At 63.2% G+C, this 16,830-nt stretch carries 18 protein-coding genes and 1 pseudogene; 5 read left to right on the top strand and 14 right to left on the bottom strand.

All coding sequences use genetic code 11. The features are described from left to right. Positions 1 to 156: 156 nt before the first annotated feature. From AB4Y34_RS16125 to AB4Y34_RS16105, 5 genes and pseudogenes are all read right to left on the bottom strand, one after another. Positions 157 to 627, bottom strand: coding sequence for a lysozyme inhibitor LprI family protein (locus AB4Y34_RS16125; RefSeq protein WP_368716588.1), 471 nt, complete (start codon positions 625 to 627; stop codon positions 157 to 159). A 60-nt stretch (positions 628 to 687) separates the two neighbouring features. Beyond that, positions 688 to 1,188: a lysozyme inhibitor LprI family protein gene (locus AB4Y34_RS16120; protein WP_176379721.1), complete on the bottom strand. Its 501-nt coding sequence runs from the start codon at positions 1,186 to 1,188 to the stop codon at positions 688 to 690. Next, positions 1,172 to 1,735 (bottom strand): lysozyme, encoded by a 564-nt coding sequence (locus AB4Y34_RS16115; protein WP_368716587.1) that lies wholly within the window; start codon positions 1,733 to 1,735, stop codon positions 1,172 to 1,174. Before AB4Y34_RS16115 ends, AB4Y34_RS16120 begins: the two co-directional genes overlap by 17 nt. A gap of 39 nt (positions 1,736 to 1,774) precedes the next feature. Next, positions 1,775 to 2,207 (bottom strand): annotated as a pseudogene (locus AB4Y34_RS16110) (hypothetical protein). A gap of 357 nt (positions 2,208 to 2,564) precedes the next feature. Next, entirely contained in the window at positions 2,565 to 3,692 is a 1,128-nt protein-coding gene (locus AB4Y34_RS16105; RefSeq protein ID WP_368716586.1) for a beta-propeller fold lactonase family protein, read from the bottom strand. Positions 3,693 to 3,871: 179 nt separating this feature from the next. On the opposite strand from AB4Y34_RS16105, the gene AB4Y34_RS16100 reads away from it, so the two are divergent. From AB4Y34_RS16100 to gph, 5 genes are all read left to right on the top strand, one after another. Then, a complete protein-coding gene (locus tag AB4Y34_RS16100) occupies positions 3,872 to 4,663 on the top strand; it encodes a TonB family protein (RefSeq protein WP_255208777.1) in 792 nt (263 codons plus the stop codon). Positions 4,664 to 4,722: 59 nt separating this feature from the next. Beyond that, positions 4,723 to 5,493: a MotA/TolQ/ExbB proton channel family protein gene (locus tag AB4Y34_RS16095; RefSeq protein ID WP_368716585.1), complete on the top strand. Its 771-nt coding sequence runs from the start codon at positions 4,723 to 4,725 to the stop codon at positions 5,491 to 5,493. Then, a complete protein-coding gene (locus tag AB4Y34_RS16090; protein WP_368716584.1) occupies positions 5,484 to 5,906 on the top strand; it encodes an ExbD/TolR family protein in 423 nt (140 codons plus the stop codon). The genes AB4Y34_RS16095 and AB4Y34_RS16090 overlap by 10 nt, the downstream gene beginning before the upstream one ends. Positions 5,907 to 6,053: 147 nt before the next feature. After that, positions 6,054 to 6,881 (top strand): HAD family hydrolase, encoded by an 828-nt coding sequence (locus AB4Y34_RS16085; RefSeq protein ID WP_368716583.1) that lies wholly within the window; start codon positions 6,054 to 6,056, stop codon positions 6,879 to 6,881. Further along, the gene (gene gph / locus AB4Y34_RS16080) at positions 6,872 to 7,564 is read left to right on the top strand and encodes a phosphoglycolate phosphatase (RefSeq protein WP_176379725.1); all 693 of its coding nucleotides are present in this window, start codon (positions 6,872 to 6,874) and stop codon (positions 7,562 to 7,564) included. The genes AB4Y34_RS16085 and gph overlap by 10 nt, the downstream gene beginning before the upstream one ends. 9 nt (positions 7,565 to 7,573) lie before the next feature. Here gph and AB4Y34_RS16075 read toward each other — a convergent pair whose 3' ends face one another. From AB4Y34_RS16075 to AB4Y34_RS16035, 9 genes are all read right to left on the bottom strand, one after another. Next, entirely contained in the window at positions 7,574 to 8,236 is a 663-nt protein-coding gene (locus AB4Y34_RS16075; protein ID WP_176120541.1) for an ankyrin repeat domain-containing protein, read from the bottom strand. Between the two features lie 14 nt (positions 8,237 to 8,250). Beyond that, positions 8,251 to 8,871 (bottom strand): cytochrome c, encoded by a 621-nt coding sequence (locus AB4Y34_RS16070; protein ID WP_176379726.1) that lies wholly within the window; start codon positions 8,869 to 8,871, stop codon positions 8,251 to 8,253. After that, positions 8,868 to 10,601: a PQQ-dependent dehydrogenase, methanol/ethanol family gene (locus AB4Y34_RS16065; protein ID WP_176379727.1), complete on the bottom strand. Its 1,734-nt coding sequence runs from the start codon at positions 10,599 to 10,601 to the stop codon at positions 8,868 to 8,870. The genes AB4Y34_RS16070 and AB4Y34_RS16065 overlap by 4 nt, the downstream gene beginning before the upstream one ends. A gap of 418 nt (positions 10,602 to 11,019) precedes the next feature. Next, a complete protein-coding gene (locus AB4Y34_RS16060; RefSeq protein ID WP_368716582.1) occupies positions 11,020 to 11,892 on the bottom strand; it encodes a VOC family protein in 873 nt (290 codons plus the stop codon). Positions 11,893 to 11,979: 87 nt separating this feature from the next. Further along, positions 11,980 to 12,408 (bottom strand): RT0821/Lpp0805 family surface protein, encoded by a 429-nt coding sequence (locus AB4Y34_RS16055; protein WP_368716581.1) that lies wholly within the window; start codon positions 12,406 to 12,408, stop codon positions 11,980 to 11,982. A gap of 18 nt (positions 12,409 to 12,426) precedes the next feature. Further along, the gene (locus AB4Y34_RS16050; RefSeq protein ID WP_368716580.1) at positions 12,427 to 14,178 is read right to left on the bottom strand and encodes a SulP family inorganic anion transporter; all 1,752 of its coding nucleotides are present in this window, start codon (positions 14,176 to 14,178) and stop codon (positions 12,427 to 12,429) included. An 82-nt stretch (positions 14,179 to 14,260) separates the two neighbouring features. Then, a complete protein-coding gene (locus AB4Y34_RS16045) occupies positions 14,261 to 15,220 on the bottom strand; it encodes a DUF2950 domain-containing protein (protein ID WP_176379731.1) in 960 nt (319 codons plus the stop codon). Positions 15,221 to 15,229: 9 nt separating this feature from the next. After that, on the bottom strand, positions 15,230 to 15,625 hold the full coding sequence (locus tag AB4Y34_RS16040; RefSeq protein ID WP_368716579.1) for a hypothetical protein: 396 nt from the start codon (positions 15,623 to 15,625) through the stop codon (positions 15,230 to 15,232). Positions 15,626 to 15,712: 87 nt separating this feature from the next. Then, positions 15,713 to 16,825, bottom strand: a complete 1,113-nt coding sequence (locus AB4Y34_RS16035) for a DUF3300 domain-containing protein (RefSeq protein ID WP_368716578.1) — start codon at positions 16,823 to 16,825, stop codon at positions 15,713 to 15,715. Positions 16,826 to 16,830: the final 5 nt, after the last annotated feature.

Genomic DNA, 16,830 nt, shown 5'->3' with positions numbered 1-16,830 from the left:
CCCGTTTTGATCGAACAGAGGCCGCGTAGGAATTCGTTTTGCTGCTTGCGAATTAAATAATGGCAACGCGCCCCCGTGACGTCGTGCTGCCAATGCCGCGTATGCCCACTGACAAAAATCTCGGCAAAACGCCGCCCACGCGGAGCATGTCAACGCTCAATCATCTGAGTTGGGTTTGGTCAATTCATCGAGCCGGTGTTTGGTGATTCCAGTCATGCAATCCCAAAAGTCTACAAATCGTAACGATGCCTGACCCACGGAATAAACGTTCGAATAGCAGTCGTTTTCTCTATAAAGCAGCCAGTTCGCCTGTGCCTTTTTGAAATACGGTAACGCTGCGGGTTGCCCATATGCACCATTCGCCTTGTCATCTTCTTCAAGAATTTTTTCGACTTCAGACACCCTCTTGTCAAATGCATCCATAATGCGCTCGTACCGGAACTGAGCGCAGGCAGATAAATCTGACGTTCCGAGCATTTCCCGTTTGCCATATAATTCTATTTCTTTACGACTTTTCCCATAAAAATAGTCGCTCGTGGGTTTCGCTTTTTTATAATCGAACTCCGATCCATAGATGGACTGTGAACAATAGGTCGCCTGCGACATACAAAGCAGCAGAAAAAACATACTAGTGCTGCGCATCATAAATTCCCGTTTCAAATAGCTTCGCCGAAACGGAACTGCTTTTTAGCGAACACTCCAATCCTTGAGCAATTTAGCCAACTCGTTTACGCGTGTTTGCGTAATGTCAGTCATACATCCCCAAAAATATATATCGCGCTCTGCCGCCTCGCCCATCATATATGTTTCGGCATAACATTGACTGTCACGAAACTTCATCCAGGAAACTTGCGCCGAAACGAAATATGGCATCGCCAATGGTTTCTCATCATAGGTTTTTAAAAAATTATCTCCCCGCTCAAATCGCGCCGTAACAGCTTTAAGCTTGTCATCCAGCCGCACCTTTGCACGCTCAAATTCCCGGTGTTGGCATTGAGCTAGATCATCATTCGTCGCATGCTCTCCGCTCTTGCACAAATGATCAATTTCCTTTTCCGAGTGGCCGGAGAAATACGTCGCCGATGATTGGATCTGCTTGTAATCGAACTCCCCCGAATAAACGGTGGCCGCTATCGAGAAGATCGGCCAAAATGCAATCGCCGCGATAAGTTTAGTGTGATGAGTCATAGATCCCTGCCTCGAACATTTCTGCCTCACGGTGACGACGCCTGAGCAAGCCCTTAACTAAGCGACCCTGATGGTCATGGCTGTAAGTTCTCATCTTGTCGCCAACCTTGTCATAATCACCAGTGTTAACGAAATCGAGGAGGTTGGCGCCATGGCCTTGTAGATTGTATATAAAACACACCAAGGCGTCGTACTCGTACTGATGTAAAGGGACCTTGATCGAGTTATTGACAATTCGCTCAGCCTTTTCAACATCAGCGCGGAGCATGTTATCGGCATCTGCCTCCGCAATTCCATTTGAAAAATGCTTCTCAGATATTGCTCCTGATATCGGCCCCATATGAACAAGATGACCGTAACCGATAGTCGCATTGCCTTTTCCGCTTCCATCCTTCTCATATATGACCGCACTGAATTTCTCCCAACCCTTCAGAAATTCAATACCTCCGGCCGATAACTTCCATGGCTTGCAGTAGCGTGTCACATAAACATTGACGTTTGAATTAGCGTTTGCATTGGTCACGCATTCGTGCAGCGGATGAGTCATTTTTACCCCGTTTTATGAGTTACCTGGATAGACAAATTGTTACGCTGACTGGCGATGTCCAAGATAGATTCGCACCGCTTGCGCGCCGTCTGTCTTGTGCCGCTGTGTACGTCCCGCGTGATCGGTGACCCCATGCTTCAACTCGCCCGATGGGAATCGCACCGTATAGAGAGTATCGGAAAGCGCGCGCCCGTTCGGGTCCCGAAGCGTGAACTGTTCATCGAAACGCTTCTTTGATCGTTTGCGACAATTGCACGCCCATTGCAACGCCCAGCGCTTCGGCCATGGCATAACCGCTTTTCAGCTTACGAACCCTCTCAAACGGAAAGAACTCCCCGGTTTCCATGTTCAAGGCCTGTGCGGACGGCATCGGCGGGAACTTGGAATAAATAGAAAAGATAATGCTGCAAACTCCGCATTCTTCCTCCACTGTCCAATCCGTCCCACTGCTTTGCTGCATCTGTTCCTCCATTGCACTCCTCATGAGTTTTCTGGCATTGCTACGAGAATTAACCATCGAAACGGACCACGGTCAACGACTTTAATTCGGGATAAGCCCGTTTTTACAAAAATTGACGCTATTGGTTTCCGATAACTCGTTTCTATTGCATATTTCTGCGTGTGCGGAATCGGGATTTAAGCAGGACAGGAGACTTGCCCCCGAGCTGTTAAGCATGCCCGGCACACGTAAAAAAGCCGCCCCTCTCAGGCGGCTCATTTGTGCCCGTTCTCGTAGAGCGGTACAAGACAGGAAGTCAATATCAACTCAGCAAAGCAAAGCCAACAGACCTCGAAAAGATCTGCAACAGCCTCTTCGTCAGCATCCCACTCAATGCGATTCGATCGACCCATCGCTATGCGGATACGTGACGATGCCCCACGCGAGCGGCAGTTCACCGATCTGCTTGAGCGGCTGATAGCTCTTCGCGTCGAGCACGTACACCGCGTCGGAGCGGCCGCACGCGACCATCAGCTTCGAGCCGTCCGGCGTAAAGCTGAAATGCCAGCAGCGCTGGCCGACCGGCACATCGGCGACATGTTCGAAGGTGTGGCCGTCGAACACCTGCACGACCTTGTCGCGCGCAGCAGCCACGAAAAGCCGCTGACCGTCCGGCCCGAACGCGACGCCATAGGGTCCAAGTTTGGTGTCGACGGTCTTGACCACCTCGAACGTGTGCGCGTCGATCACGACGAGCTTGCTGAGCGACTCCAGCGTTACCACATAGTGCTTGCCATCGGGCGACAGCCGGATGCCGCGCGGCCGGCCGCCCGCCGCGAGTTTCACGGTCCTGATCGGCGCGCCGGTTCGTGCGTGATAGATCGACACCGTATCGTCGCCTTCGTTGGTGACCAGCATCATCTGACCGTCGCGAGAGAATTCGATGCCTTCGGTTTCGTGGCCGCTCGTGACCGAGCGGATGACCTGCCAGCTCTTCATATCGATGATCGCGATTTCAGCGGGCGGCTTGTTCGCGTCGTCGTCGTCCGCGCCGGGCTTGCCGCCCGCGTTCGCTTCGGGCTTGTTGTCCCCTTTCGCGTCGGGTTTGCCTTCCGGTTTCGCTCCCGGCGGCCCGCCGTCCTCGCCGGGCTCGTAGGTCACGTACGCGTAGCCGTTGCGCACCCGCACATATTCAGGGTTTTTGCCGATCTTCACGCGCTTGACGACCTTGCCGGTGGCGGTGTCGATCACCGCGAGATCGTTGGTGTTCTTGTTGGCGACCAATAGACGCGTGCCGTCGGCGTTCAGGCTCAGGCCGCGCGGGCCGTCCGCGCCGACCGGAAAGGTCTGTGCAAGCGTCATCTGGTCGAGATCGATCACGCCGACGCCGGCCTTCTCGCTCGTCACGTAGGCGAGCGGCGCGGCCGTGGCATGCGCGGCGCTCGCAGCCAGCACGAGCGCGCAAGCCAGCGCGAGGGAACGGCGTGGCGGTCGGGGGGGAATCCGTGTCTCCAGCATCGTTGTACTCCGTGTTGATATGGCGGCGCCGCGATGGTTCGCGTCATCGTTTCAAGGTAGCCCACCGGGTGATTGTTTGACAACGCGGATCGGCGGGAGATTTTCCCGAATTGCTTCGCGCCGGCCGTCGCGGGTTTGAAAAGCGGGGTCCACGGAGGACAATGACCGCGGAGGTGACGATGATGCTGCAAGTTGCCGTGGTGCACCCAGCAAGTTCTGCGAATCCCGCGGCCGGCTACCGTCGCGCGGCGATCGTGCTGGGCGCCGTGATCGTCGCGCATCTGCTGCTGCTTGCCATCGCATTGAGCGCACGCAACCGGATCGTCGAGCGTCCGGTCGAGCCACGCACGATCACCGCGTTGCTGCTGAGCCCCGAGCCTCCCGCTCCGGTCGTTTCCTCACCCGCGCCGCCCCCGCCCGCCGCTGTCGCCCCGCCGGCACCCACGCCGGCCGTCACGCATCCCGCCGTGCACCCCAAACCGGCGCCGCAGCCGCGCGCGCAGGTGCCGCACAGGGTGGAAAAGCCTGTGCCGACACCGTCTCCGACACGCGAAGGCACCACGCAGCCCGTCACGCAAACCGCCGCGCCATCGGCGGCGCCGCAGGCCGCCGTGCCCACCACGCCAACGGCCGCCGCGCCGTCGGCGGCATCCGCTACCGCCGCTCATCCGGCGGTGCCCGCGTCGACCGAGCCGCGCAACGTGGCGCATGTCGACTGCTCGATTCCGAAGCCCGACTATCCCGACGTCGCGAAGCGGCGCGGCGAGCATGGCACGGCGATCGTGCGCTTCGTCGTCGGTCTGAGCGGGCATATCGAAACAGCGCAATTGCAATCCAGCAGCGGCTCGGCTCGGCTCGACGACGCGGCGCTCGCCGCCGTGCATGCGGGCGCCTGCCAGCCCTACACCGAAAACGGCACGCCGGTGCGCGCCGCGTACTCGCAGTCGTTCGTATTCGGACTGACCGAGTGACCGAACCGATGTAACCGAACCGCCAAACAGACCACCGACACCAACCGAAGGAATTCGCCATGCAACATTACGGACTCGCAAACGTCTGGGATTCGGGTGATTTCGTCACGCGCGGCATTCTGTGTGTGCTCGTCATCATGTCGGTGCTGTCGTGGACGGTGATCATCGTGAAGCTGTGGCAAGTGGTCCGCCTCAGGCGCGTGACCAGCCAGAGCGACGCGCGCTTCTGGAGCGCGGACCGCTTCGACGACGGACTGCACGCCCTCGGCTATCCGGATTCGAGCGCGCAGGACAACCCGCTGCTCGCGCTCGCGCTGGCGGGCCATGAAGCCGCGACGCATCATCGGCAGACGCAGCAGCAGTTGCACGACCGCATCGACGTGTCGGACTGGATCACGAGGCGTCTGCAGGACACGATGGACGAAACGATCGCACGTCTGCAAAGCGGCCTCGCGATTCTTGCTTCGATCGGCAGCACCGCGCCTTTCGTCGGGCTGTTCGGCACCGTATGGGGCATCTACCATGCACTGATCGTGATCGGCGAGACCGGTCAGACTTCTATCGATCATGTTGCCGGCCCGGTCGGCGAGTCGCTGATCATGACGGCGTTCGGGCTCTTCGTCGCGATACCGGCCGTGCTCGGCTACAACGGACTGACGCGCGCGAACCGCTCGATCGTCGCGCGCCTGAAGCGCTTCGCGCACGGCTTGCATGCGTACTTCGTGACCGGTGCGCAATTGCCGTCGAGCGCCGGCCCGCAGATGCGCGTGGTGCCGCGCGGCACCAACGCGACGAACGCAACCCGCGACGGAGACCTCGAATGGCAATGAGCCCTTTCTCCGACGACGACGATCAAGGTCTGATGAACGAGATCAACATGACGCCGCTCGTCGATGTGATGCTGGTCCTGCTAATCATTTTTCTCGTCACCATTCCGGCGCTGCAGCACGCGGTCAGGATCGATCTGCCGCATGCGAGCAGTCAGCCGGAAGCGGTCAAGCCCGCGCATGTGGACGTCGCGGTGCAAGCGGACGGCACGGTGCTGTGGGACGGTCAGCCCGTGACCGACGACGGCTTGCGCGCGCGCATCGACCAGGCCGCCCTCGCGACGCCGCAGCCGGAGCTGCATTTGCGCGCCGATCGCAAGGTGCCGTACGAGCGGGTCGCGATCGTGATGTCGGCGGCGCAAAGCGGCGGGCTGACGAAGCTGGGCTTCGTGACCGATCCGCAGCTGGGCAAATGACGCGGCGCGGCGCGCAGGTTGCGGCGTGCTCGTCGGCACCTAATGCAATGCTTATCGACGGCGAAAGAATCTCTGAATTTGAATCGGCGGATGGCTCGGCTATCGTGGTGCGTGTCCGAACGGCACCCCCCTCGCGAGGACCGCACGATGCAAGCCCTGATCTTCGACGTCGACGGCACGCTCGCCGACACCGAGACCGCTCATCTGCAAGCGTTCAACGCCGCGTTTGCGGAAGCGGGCCTCGACTGGTTCTGGGACGAAGCGCTCTATTCGGGCCTGCTGAAAGTGGCGGGCGGCAAGGAGCGTCTGCTGCATTACTGGCGCACGGTCGCGTGCGAGGAAGCCGCGGGCCCGCGAGCGCGAGAGGCCATCGACGCGCTGCACGCACTGAAGACGCGCCACTACACCGAGCGCGTGCGCGAGTGTGGCGTGCCGCTGCGACCCGGCATCGCGCGTCTGATCGACGAGGCGAACGAGGCCGGCCTGCGCGTGGCGATCGCGACGACCACGACGCCCGCCAACCTCGACGCGCTATTGCACGCGCATTTCGGCGCCAGCTGGCACCATCGCTTCGCGGCGATCGGCGACGCCGGCACCACGCCGGCGAAAAAGCCCGCCCCCGACGTCTATCGACACGTGCTCGAACAGCTCGGCTTGCAGCCCGCGGCCTGCCTCGCCTTCGAGGACTCGCGCAATGGGTTGCTCGCGGCGCGCGCCGCGCGCGTGCCGGTCGTCGTCACGCCGAGCACTTTTACCGCGCATGAGGACTTCGATGGCGCGCTGGCCGTGTTGCCTCATCTCGGCGATCCGCATGCGCCGATCGTTCCGATGGTGCGCGGCGAATGGCATCGCTGGGTGGATCTGGCGACACTGCGTCGCTGGCATGAAGACGCCACGCGGCGTCCCGATTCGGCCGCGCGCGGCGCACTGAACGCGGACCAGGCGAACGCGAATGCGAGCGCGTCATGGCGATGAACCGCGGCTACCACGCTGTCCTGATCGATCTGGATGGCACGATGGTCGATACTGCGCCGGACATCGTCGCGGCCACCGGCCTGATGCTGAAAGACTTCGGTGCCGACCCGCTGCCGTCAGGCATGGTGACCGGCTTCATCGGCAACGGCGTGCGCAAGCTCGTGCAACGCTCGCTGAACGCGGCGGGCCTCGGCCAGCATGTCGAACTGGAGCACGCGCAGCACGTATTCGAGCGGCATTACGCGGTGACCAACGCGGAACTGGGTCGGGTATATCCCGGCGTGATGGCCGGGCTGCACGCGTTGCGGCAGCACGGGTACCGCTGCGCGTGCGTGACCAACAAGCCGCAGGCGCTGGCGGCGGCGCTGCTCGACAAAACGGGGCTCGCCGCTCATCTGGACGGGCTGGTCGCGGGCGACACCGTGGCGCGCATGAAACCGTCGCCCGAACCGCTTTGGCACGCGTGCCGGCTGCTCGACGCCGAGCCCGAACGTTCCGTGCTGGTCGGCGATTCATCGGTCGATGTCGCGGCGGCGCGCGCGGCCGGTCTGCCGGTCTTTATCGTCAGCTATGGCTATGGCAGCGCGAGCGGCGCCGACATGCCGCGTTGCGACGCGCTGATCGATTCGTTCGAGGCGTTGCCGGCGATTCTGGCGCAAGCGCGGCCGGCATTGCGCGCTTGATTCCAGCCGCTAACTCGCCGACAACAACCCCGCGACCCGCGCCGACTTCGTCTGCACCGCGATGTCTTTCGCCGTCATTCCCCGGTTGTCCTTCAACGACCGGTTCGCGCCGCGCGCGAGCAACAGCTGGGCAGTCTCCGCGCGATCGTAGCCGGCCGCCCACATCAGCGCGGTCAGATCGTTCTTGTAGGTCCGGTTCACGTCGACGCCGGCATCGAGCAATTGACCGACGACCTTCGTGTGCCCCTCGCCCGCCGCGTATTCCATCGCGGTCTTGCCGACGCGATCGGTCGCGAGCGGATCGGCGCCATGCGCGAGCAGCAGCGCGACGATCTCGTCGAAGCCGCCGTAGGCGGCGGCCATCAGCGGTGTATCGCCCGGCGCGTTCGCATGCTGGACGTTCGCGCCGCGCTCGATCAGGGTGCGCGCCATCGCCGTATCGCCCTTCTTGCACGCGGTGACGAGCGCGGTGTCGCCGATCCGGTTCATCGCATCGACCGACGCGCCGCGCTGCAGCGCCGCGACGACCGACTGCTGATCGTCGTCCTTCGCGGCCGCGAGCAGTTGGCGGTTGATTTCCCCCTGGTCCTGCGCGAGCGCTGGCACGCAAGCACCGAACGCGGCGGCGAGCAGAACGGCGGCCACAAGTGGCCGAGTGATCATGTCTGTCATCGTGTCTTCCCCCGCTACTGCAGATTGTTGATATAGGCGGCCAGATGATGGATGTCGTCGTCGGTCAGATTACGCGTCACGCTGGCCATGTTGCCCGCATCGTTGGTGCGCGTGTGCGAGCGAAAGTCCTGCAACTCCTTGACGATGTACTGATAATGCTGGCCCGCGACGCGCGGAATCTCGTTCTGCCCGGAAAAGCCGCCCAGGTGGCACATCGTGCACAACACCTCGGCGGCCTTCCTGCTGCCCGCTTCTATGCCGGCGCCATCCGCTTTGAACTGCACCGATATGGGCTTCTGCGCGGCGAAGTAGTCGGCGAGGTCCTGCATGTCCTCGGCCGACAGGTTCGCCGCCATCGGCGACATGCGCGGATCGCTGCGCCGTCCCTGCTTGAAGTCCTTCAATTCCAGATATATATAGCGCGCGGTTTGGCCGGCCAGAATCGGATAGTCCGGATTGGTCGAATTGCCCATCGGCCCGTGACAGGCCACGCACACCTGCGCTTTCGCCTTGCCCGCCTCGGCGTCGGCGCGCGCGCCCGACGGCAGCCATGCGGCGATCAATCCGCCGCACAGCAGCGCCACCCATGCAGCGCGCGCCCCACCCGGCGCTCCCCGCGGCGCCGGCCCCCTCATGGCACCGCGAACACGATGACGCTATTGCCGCGCTTGTAGTCGAGCTGCGTATTGCCGCCCGCCGCGACCGCCACGTATTGCTTGCCGTCGAGCGTGTACGACACGGCCGGCGCGTTGACGCCCGCGCCGCACTGGAACTCCCACAGCTTCTTGCCGTTCGCGGCATCGAACGCGCGGAACAGGCCGTTGCCCTCGCCGTTGAACACGAGGCCGCCCGCCGTCGCGAGTACGCCGCCGATCAGCGGCTGGTCGGTCTTGTAGTCCCACGCGATCTTGCCGGTGTCGACGTTGACGGCCGACAGCTGGCCCCATTGCGCCTCGGACGGGATCACCTTGAACGCGCCGCCGAGCCACAGCTTGCTGCCGCCCGGATAGGCGGCGTCCTCGACCTGGTACGTCATCGGCTGATGCAGGTTGGCCGCGTAGACGAGACGCGTCTGCGGATCGAACGCGATCGGCGACCATTCGACGCCGCCGTTCGCGCCCGGCAACATGCGCGCGCCGGCCGCGGTCGGCAGCGTCCACATGTTTTCCTGCGGAATCATCGCCTGCGAGAAGCGGATCAGACGGCCGGTCGCACGATCATGCACGTACACGTGACCGGTCTTGCCCGCATGCACGATGCCGGGGATCATCTTGCCGTCGTTGTCGCGCACGTCGATCAGCACCGGCGGGCTCACCGCGTCGAGGTCCCAGACGTCGTGCGGCACGTACTGGTAGTGCCATTTGTACTTGCCGGTGTCGAGATCGATCGCGACGAGCGAGTCCGTATAGAGGTTGTCTCCCGGCCGGATCGCGCCATACAGGTCCGGCGACGGATTGCCGACCATGAAGTACACCGTGTTCGTTTTCCGGTCGATCGCCGGCGTCATCCACACGCCGCCGCCGAGCGTCTTGTAGAAGTCGCCGCCCTTGTCGGCCAGCTGCTTCTTCTCTGCGTCGATGTCGCGCTTCTCGTCGCGGCCGGTCGCGTCTTTGGTCGCCCACACGCCTTCCTGGCCGGTTTCGGGAATCGTGTAGAAAGTCCACAGCAACTGGCCGGAATTCGCGTCGTACGCCTTCACGAAGCCGCGAATGCCGTACTCGCCGCCGTTCGTGCCGATCAGCACCTTGCCGTCGACGACCGCCGGTGCCATCGTTTCCGAGTAGCCCTGGTCGGGATCGGCGATCTGGGTTTGCCACAGCACGTTGCCGGTTTTGGCGTCGAGCGCGACGAGCTTGGAGTCGAGCGTGCCCATATAGAGCCGGTCACCCGAAATCGCTACGCCACGGTTGTTGGGTCCGCAACAGAACGTCGTGACCGGACCCATCTTGTGCTTGTAATGCCAGTACTCCTTGCCCGTCTTCGCATCGATCGCGTACACATGATTGAAAGACGTGGTCAGGAACATCACGCCATCCTTCACGATCGGCGCGGTTTCCATCGATTCGTTGACAGCCGTCTGGAAGATGAACACTGGTTTGAGCTTCGCGACGTTCGTCCTGTTGATCTGCGAGCCCGGGTAATAGCGCGTCTGCGCATACGAGCCGTTCGAATGCAGCCAGACCGCCGTCATGCTGCCGGCGCGATCGAGCTGATCCTGGGTGACGGGCTGAAGCGTCGATGGCACCGGCGCGGCGGTGGTGGTCGTGCTGTTCTGTACTTCGTCGGCGGCATGAGCCGCGGGCAAGCCGAACGCGATGGCGAGCAGTGGCAGGCCGACAATTCCCTGAATACGGTTGAATGGCATGAGCGTCTCCTAGCTTTTTATATTCCTATGAATTGCAGGGCAGGAGTGCGACATGGATCCACGCGGACGACAGCGTGAAAGAACACGGTGGCGCAACCCTCGCAGACAACAAAAGCGTACGGCTTCGAATCGTTGTTTAGCTCTGTCAGGACGGGTCGGCTTCGCAGAGGGGGAGAAGTGAGGCACGGGTCCGCGGCAAACCGGCTCGATTAAGGGTAGGCGATGTGTTGTGGATTTTCTAGAGTAAAGCGTTAACGAGTAGCAAGCGATCGGCGCGCATCGTTGTCGCCAGTCACTGCCGCGCTGGTCATCGTTTTCACCTACGTTGCGACGAGTGGACTACGCGTCGAAACCGAACAGCCGGCGTGGCGAATATGCTCATGAGTATTTCCACTGAATAGACCGCTCATTGAGCCGATCAGAACCGCCCGCCGCGCCAATCTGCGCCCTGCAGATAGTTCCGGTTGCTCTGTTCCGGATTGCGGTTTACCAGAGGTCGCGCGTAAAGCGGGTGATGCAGGCTGCGCACTTCGTGCTCGAGCCTGAAGCAACGCTCCCCGGACGCCAGATCGACGAGGTCGGCAAACCGGTATTGATGCGGCTCCTCTCCATATACGAGGCCTTTTTCGGCGAGCCGCCTGAACGGCTCCGAAAAAGCCGCCGTGTAAATGGCGATGTGGTGTCCGTCGTATTCAGGAACGGGCTCGGTTGTCTCCGCATACAGCAGTTGCTGATGCGTGCCGATGTCGATGATCGCGCGGTGCAAGCCATGCTTCTCTTCGATGTCGACGGGCGCATCGAACATATCGCGGTAAAAGCGTGCGATAGGCAGCGCGCGGCCGACCGGCACATCCATCTTCACGAACGCGATGCCCAGATCGATTTGCGACCACGGAGCCGACGCGGATCGATCGACGGGATCGAGGCACTCGTAGCGGTTGCCCCAGGGACACGTCACTTCGACACTGCCTGCGCGCTCCGTCCAGCCGAACCCGGTGCCGGCGAGCAGCGGCTCGACCGAGCGCAAACGCTTCACCAGCGCGTCGAGTTCGCCCACCACGAGACCGACACTGCCGCGCAAACGTTGCGCCGCCCCGTGCGGCAAGTGAATCTGCGAGCGGCCGATGTTGATCCACATATTCTCGACCCCGGTCATCACGAACGGATCGCGCGTGAGCCCGAGGCCGGTGACGTAGAAGGCGGTCGCGAGAATCTGGTTGGGGATTTTCAGGTTGACGTGTTCGAGCAGGATCAGATTGCCGGTATCGTCGTTAGCGTAAGAGTGTTCCATGTGTCTGCCTTGTGCATGAGCCGCGAAACGCTGGGCAAATTATGCATCAACAGCGCAAATGGTTCGTATCGAGCGACGCGCAGGCGCTTATCTCTTCAGTACCTTCCACGGTCCATCGCCAGTTTTGCAGACGATCGGCGTCCAGGTTTGCGTCTGTCCTTTCGCAACCGCGGTCAGCGTCGCGGTCCGGCAGGTTCGATCGCCGTCCTTCGTCGTATCCTGCGGCGTCACCGTGCCCTTGATCGAAACGGAATTGCCGGTCCCCGCATTGCTCCACTCGTACGATTCGCCATCCTTTTTCGTATCGAGCGCCTTTTGCGCCGCATCGTTGAGCGCTTTGCGGTCGGCTTCGTGCATGTAGGTGACGGGCGTGTCTTTCAGAAAGTTCAGGTTCGCTGCATGGCACAAGAAGGGGCTGGCGAGCAGCGCCGCTGCCGTCAACCACTGCGTGATCGTGAGGGAGTGCACGGCGTCGTGTGTGAGCGCGCGCGCGCCGGGAAGCAATTGACGTGACATCTGGTTTTCTCCTCGAGATCATCCGCGACCCGCTTCGTCCGCGAGATCGCCGTTTTGCTGGAATGCGTCGATGAGGTCGGCCACCGAGCCGCGTCGGCTGATGTGGCCGACACGAACCTCGAGCCCCTCGGCGCGCAGCAGGTCGCGCACGTCCGCGTGAGCGCCGACGACCTTCATCCCGGTGCCCGCCGCCTGCAGCGCGACGTGCATCGCCTTGAGCATGCGCGCGCCCGCCAGATCGACGACCGGCGACGCCGACAGATCGCAGATCACGAGCCGCACCGGCTCGGGCGCGGCGCGGATCATGCGCCAGATCGTCTCGCGTACGTGCTCGACGTTAAAGTACAGCAGCGACGCCTCGACCCGCACCGCCAGCACATGCGCAATCGTCTCGTTCTCGGCATGACGTTCGAGATCGGAGAAATAGCGCGTGCCGGGAATACGCCCGAGCATCGCGACATGCGGATGCGCGGCGCGGCGGATGATCAGCAGCATCGACACCAGCACCGCGACGATCACGCCCTTCAGGATGCCCAACAGCAGCACCGCCGCGAACGCCACCATCGAAATCGCGAATTCGAAGCGGCTCACGCGCCACACATGACGCAATTCGCGGACATCGACGAGGCCTTTCACGGCCACGAGCACGATCGCCGCCAGCACGACGTTGGGCAGATTCGCGAGCAGTCCGGTGAGGAACATCAGACAGAAGCCGATCGCCAGCGACGCGAAGACCAGCGCCAGCGGGCTTTTCGCGCCGGCCTTGTCGTTCACCGACGATTGCGACAGCCCGCCCGCGACCGGAAACGCCTGGAACAATCCCGCGGCAAGATTGGCCGCGCCGAGACCGAGCAATTCCTGGCGGGCGTCGATCTCGTCACCATGTGCCTGCGCGAGCGCGCGCGCGGCCGACACGCTCTCGACATAGGCGAGCAACAGGCACGCGAACGCGAGCGAGATGATGCCATCGACATCGCTTACCCGCAGCCCCGGCAGACGGAATTCAGGCAAGCCCTGAGGCAGCGCACCCACCAGCGTAAAGCCGCGGCTGGCCAGCGACGTGACGGACAGCGCGACGATCGACGCAGCGACCACGGCGAGCGCCACCGGACGCCCCGGCAAAAACTTTTCGCCGAGCAGCAGCAACGCGATGCAAACGAGGCCGAAGGCGAACACGCTGACATTGGTGAGCGGAAGCTGCCCCCACAGCACGGCGATCCGTTCGAAGAAAAATTCACCGCCGCCTTTCACGCCGAACAGCTTCGGCAACTGGGTCATCGCGATCGTCAGCGCGGCGCCCGCCTTGAAGCCGAGCAGAATCGTCTCGCTGATGAAGCTGACGAGCGAACTTAGGCGCAGCAGCCAGCCGATCACGCACATGCAGGCAATCAGCACCGACGTGAGCGCGGCGATCGAAGCCCAGCGCGCCGGATCACCGTCGGCCATCGTCGCAACCGTCACGCCGACCAGCATCGAGATCGCCGAGGTCGGGCCGACCGCGAGCTGGCGCGACGAACCGAACAGCGCGTAACAGAGGCCGCCGACCAGATAGCCGTAGATGCCGTATTGCGGCGGCACGCCGGCGAGCGACGCATACGCGAGCGATACCGGAATGCCATAGGCCGCGAGCGTCACACCGGCGACCGCGTCTTTCGCGAGCCAGCGCGGCTGATAGCTTCGCAGCCATTGCGCGGGCGGAAACGCGGAGCGCCACCCGCGCGCGGGTGGCGTGGCTGACGCGAGGCCGGTGACGCCAGGTGGGTGGTTCAACGTAGCGCCTCGAGTACGAAAGCGGTGCCGACGGAAGCACGGGCGCGCGGCGCGGGCATGGCCACTTCCGACCCCGGGCGGCTCAAAGCGAATCCTTGACGCGCTGCCACGTGTGATCCGGGTTGAATTCGGTCACCGGCGGCGCATGCGGGCCACGGTCTTTCTGGTAGATCACGCCGTTGTTGCTGACCACGAAGGTCATCACGCCGCTCTTGCCGTACTGCGCCGGATAAGCGACCATCGCGAACCCCGCGATCATGTGGCCGTTGATCACGTAGCTGAACGCGCCGCCCGGCGCGTTCTTGCCCTGCCGCGTCAGGATCTGGAACTGGTAGCCCCGGTAAGGATCGCCCGCCGCGTGGCCTTTCAGATATTCGGAGCTGGCCGCGACGAGCGGGCCGAACGGACTTTCCTCTTCGTCGCTGTTTTCGTCGGTATGCCAGTAGAGACCGTCCTGCTTGCCCGGCGTGCTGGCCAGTTTCTGCGCGTATTCGTGCAGGCCGTCGTGGTTCCGGTCGCGCGACGCATATTGGCGCTGCGCGTCGAGATAAGCCTCCAGCACCCTGATCGCTGCGAGTTCATTGGAGCCGATGCGTCGATTGATCAGTTCTTCTTCGCCCTCTTCGGTCGCGAAGCGCCAGCCGCCGCCGTCCTTGACGATCGGTATCGGCATCGGCCACGCCTCGTCGCCGACCAGCAGAATCCGCCGGTTCGGTCCCCTGTCGTCGAGCACGTGATAGGCGTCGAGCTCCTTGCTCGCCTTGGCCCAGTTCGCCTCGTTCTCCGCCTGATCCGGCGACACCACGAGGCTCTTGTGCGCTTCGCCGAAGATCGCGACGAGCGACGCTTCGTCGTCGGTCTTCAGCGCGCTGGACAGCGCGGCGACCGCGTCTTCCGGGGTGGCGAAAGTGCGCTGCCCTGCGGCGAACGCCGCCAACGGAACCGACAGCGCGAGCACCATCGCGCACAGCCGCCGCGATGAGGTCACGCGTCGCCGCGAAACGTCGCGTGCGCGCTTTCCGGTGATGCTCTGCCCGCTCATGGCTGCTCCTTATCGCCGTCCGCCGCCGCGGCCGCCACCACCGGCCCGCGGCGTGAATCCGCCACCCCCGCGCCCGCCGCCGGAAAATCCGCCGCCGCCACCGCCGCCGAATCCACCGCCACCGGCGTATCCGCCTCCGCCGCCACGCGCCGCCGACTGGCGGCTCGCCGCGCCGCGCGCGCTACTGGCTTGCGCATCGCGCGCCGAGCCGTAGCCGCTGAACGCATCGCCGCCGCGCGCGCCCGTCGACGCGGTCGGACGCTGGGACGGCTGCGGCCGCCCTTGCGCGCCAGCGCCGCCCCCTGCGAAGTTGGCGCCCGCACCGCCGCCAGCACCGCCTGCGCCGCCACCCGCAAAGTTCGCACCGGCAACGCCGCCTGCTCCGCCGCGGTTGCCGCCTGCCAACCCACCACCCGCACCCGCGCCGCCGCCGCGCGACGGCGGATCGCCGACCCGCTGCGTGCGCGCCGAACGATCCGAGATACCGCTGACCTAGCCCGGCTTCTTGTCCGGGGTCCATGCGGAGGTACCGCCTCCCTGCCCGCGACCGCCGCCGCGGTTGATGTCGCCGGTGTTGACATTGCCGCTGTTGATATTGCCGCGCTCGACGTTCCTATCGCCCCGGTTAACGGTTCTATCGCCGCGCTCGACGTTTCTTTCGCGGTTGATGTTGATGTTGTTGTTGCCGCCGCCCCCGTAATGCGTTTCATAGTGCCCGCCGTTCCAGGCGGCGGTAATCGCCGCGCCCCAGATCAGCCCCGTCGCGAGCGCGGCGCCGGGCGCGTACGGATAGTAGTAGGCCGGATAGGGGGTCGGCGCATACGCGTAGGTCACGGGTGCACTGGCCACCACGACGGTCTGCGGGTTGTACTGCGGCACGTAGATCACCTGCGGATCGGCCGGCTGGATCTTGATCACTTCCTTCTCGACGACCACGACCTGCTTGTCGTCGGATTTCAGGTGCCCCGCCGACTGCGTTTGGCGCCGGAAGCGCTGAATCGCTTCGAGCACCGAGCCCTGATCGGCCACGACGGCTTCGCCGAGATCGATCGTCCAGTCGAGATCGGTGCTCATGTTCTTGACGATGTCGGGGTAATTCAGCAGCGCCTTCACCGGATCGTGCCACGCGTCGTTGAGCTTCAGCGACTTGTTGTTCTTGTACTGGTCGAGAAACCGGTCGGCCTGCACGATTTCCACCGGATAGGTGGATGCAGGCAGGATGATCGCGATCAGATCGTCCGGATACAGCGCGATCGGTCCGACGAGCTTGTCGAGCGTCGCCGCGGGAATGGGCGCGTTTACCGCGTTCGCGGGGGCGTTCGCGGCCGGCGCCTGCGCCAGCGACACCGCAATGGAGAACGCGCCGCAGCACGCCAGAAGCGCGGCGCCCAGCACATGGCTGACGCGTCGCGCGCGCCTCGGCTCGTCGTCGAGCGCCGTTGCAAACGGGATGGTGCGTGCACGCGCACGCGAATCGCGGTCCATCGATGCTTCCCCTTGCGCTTCGTCAGCGGCCTCGGGCTGCATCGCTACGCGGCAGTCCACGGCCATAATCTTCGACAGACAGTTCTCCGAAGCAATGGAAACGACCTGCACCTGTTGCATGAATA

Source organism: Paraburkholderia sp. BR10954 (assembly GCF_040965775.1).
In the GTDB taxonomy this organism is placed as follows: Bacteria; Pseudomonadota; Gammaproteobacteria; order Burkholderiales; family Burkholderiaceae; genus Paraburkholderia; species Paraburkholderia youngii.
The sequence above is the reverse complement of the archived record's forward strand: the minus strand, read 5'-3'. Positions and strand labels throughout refer to the sequence as shown.